Here is a 2,505-nt window from a genome sequence, read left to right as displayed (position 1 = left end):
CAATTATATGCCCAGGAAACATTTATTAATACGGTTAACATGCCATATCTTGATAAGTTGGTAGCTATCGCTAAAAAGAACTATCCGGAGGTTAAAGCGAAGCAAAGCCAGGTAAACGCCGCCCACAGCAATTATAATGCAACCAAATTTGCATGGCTGGATGGATTAACGGCCTCTTATATTTACAGTCCGCAAAATTTAGTTAACCAGGCACAGCCCACCATATTTAAAGGGTATCAGCTGGCTATTACACTTAGCATTGGGCAATTGTTTAAAAACCCTTCTATAACCAATGCGGCCCATGAAACTTATAAAATTGCGCAATATGACCAGGCCCAATACATGCTTAATCTTGAAGCCCAGGTAAGAAAACTTTACTTTGCTTACCTTGCTGCAATGACGGAGCTAAGGCTACGTTCGGGCGCGGTAACTGATGCGGGAAGCGCCGTTAAACAGATGAAATACGCTTTTCAAAAAGGAGAAATCACATTTCAGGTTTATAACGAACAACTAAACAGTTATTATACTCAAAATTCGTATATGGTACAGGCAGAATTAGCAACATGGACAACCAAAACCAGTCTTGAAGAGCTATTAGGTATTAAATTAGAGGATGTAAAATAAATGGAGATAACCAATTTTTTTAAGCTCTTAAAAAAATACAGATTAGTACTAATTTTTTTACCGCTTATAACTATAGCAGTATCGTTTTACTTAGTTAAAAATCTTCCGGATCGTTATATGTCCCATGCGCAAATAGCCACCGGCATTATTGACGGATCGCGTCATCTTCTTGATAAGGATGTAAATGTTCAGCAACAACAGGTGTTAAGTGAATTTGGTAACCTCTTGGCTATTATGAGGTTAAAAAAAATAGTTAACCAGGTTTCTTATTCGCTTATAATACATGACCTTAAGAATCCAGATGCACCATTTCGCAAATACAGCAAGCAACTTGCAGAAATGCATGAATATGAACGGGCGGAGGCGCTAAAGGTTTTCCAGTATAAGTTTGATCACCTTGAAGCATTATTACTTTACAACGAGAAGGAAAGCACCTTGAACGACCTGCTGCGTTCCATGAAATATGATGATGGTTCTTTACGTAAGGAACTGATAATTTACAGGGATGAAGACAGTGATTTTATATCTGTAATGTATAATTCAGAAAATCCACAATTATCTGCAACTGTGGTAAACGAACTATGTACACAGTTTATTAATTACTATACACAAACGGTAAAGCAAAACGAATCAACCGCCGTTTCTTTTTTATCGGATCTGATGAAGCAAAAAAGAGGCTTGCTAAGTGATAAAACAGCTCAGCTTCAAAAATATAAGATAGATAATGGCATATTAAATCTTGAGGAACAATCAAGAGCCATTTTTAGCCAGATACTGGTTTATACTAATAAAAAGCAGGAAGCAGAAAAGGATATTGCATCTAATGAAGGCGCCCTTAAAACCATTAATGATAAATTTGACCCTGCAGATAGAAAATATTTAGAATCAACCATAAGTAGATATAACCAGGCTATAACCTCAACCCAGGATGAACTTCATACTGTTCAAAACAGGTATATACGCAGCAATTATGATCCTAAATACAAACCTGCATTAGATTCTCTGCAAAAAACACTGGCTTCCGAAATTAATCAGTCGTCGGATAAATATATAAGCAGCCCGCTTATAGCTAAAGACGAACTGGTTAAGCAAAAATTAACGCTGGAAATATCCCGTGATATGGCTAAATACAGTATTCAATCTATAAACAGCGAACTGGCCGACCTGAATGGAAAGTTTGCCCGCCTGGTACCTTTTGATGCCAAGGTTAATACCTATTATTTTGACATTGACATTGCCAGCAAAGAATACCTGGAAGTTTTAAACAAGTACAACGAAACTAACCTGAAATCAAACTTCTCAATTAAACTGATTCAGGTTGAAGTTGCCGCGCCCGAAGCTCCTCAACCATCAAAAAAAATGCTGCTGATTGGTTTAAGCGCGATAGCTATGCTTTTTATTTGTCTGTTCGTTTTATTTTTACTGTTCTACCTTGATAATACCATTAAGGAACCAGCCGAACTGGTTAATAAAACACAACTGCCTTTATTGGGCGTTCTTAACAAGATTCATGGGGCGAACCTTGACCTGAGAAAACTTTGGGATGTAGACAACCGCGATAAAATGCGGCAGTTTAAAGATCTGTTACGATCAATAAGGTTTGAAATTGACCAGGAACTGCGCGGGGAAAAGGTTATTGCGATTACCAGTATGGCAGCTTATGAGGGTAAAACGCTATTTGCTACAAGCCTGGCCTACTCCTACGCTATGATTAACAAAAAGGTTTTGCTGATTGATGGAAACTTCAACAATCCCGACCTCACAATGGCCATCCGCCCTGCCATGTTTCTTGAAGATTATTTTAAAAATACCCCCGTAATTAATAATCTTGAAGCAGGTAGCAGCACATCAACCGTATTAGGTAACCATGGCGGCGATGTA

Annotated in this window: 2 protein-coding genes; both read left to right on the top strand. The window is 38.0% G+C overall.

From position 1 onward, the window contains the following. A partial coding sequence (locus AC1DPZ_RS25435; RefSeq protein WP_477408746.1) for a TolC family protein occupies window positions 1–624 on the top strand: 624 nt, incomplete at its 5' end. 117 nt (window positions 625–741) lie between these two features. After that, a partial coding sequence (locus AC1DPZ_RS25430) for a GumC domain-containing protein (RefSeq protein ID WP_477408744.1) occupies window positions 742–2,505 on the top strand: 1,764 nt, incomplete at its 3' end.

The sequence above is a fragment of the Mucilaginibacter sp. P4_G9 genome (genome assembly GCF_056400985.1).
Note: the sequence above shows the minus strand (reverse complement) of the source record. Positions and strands in the feature narration are given on the sequence as shown.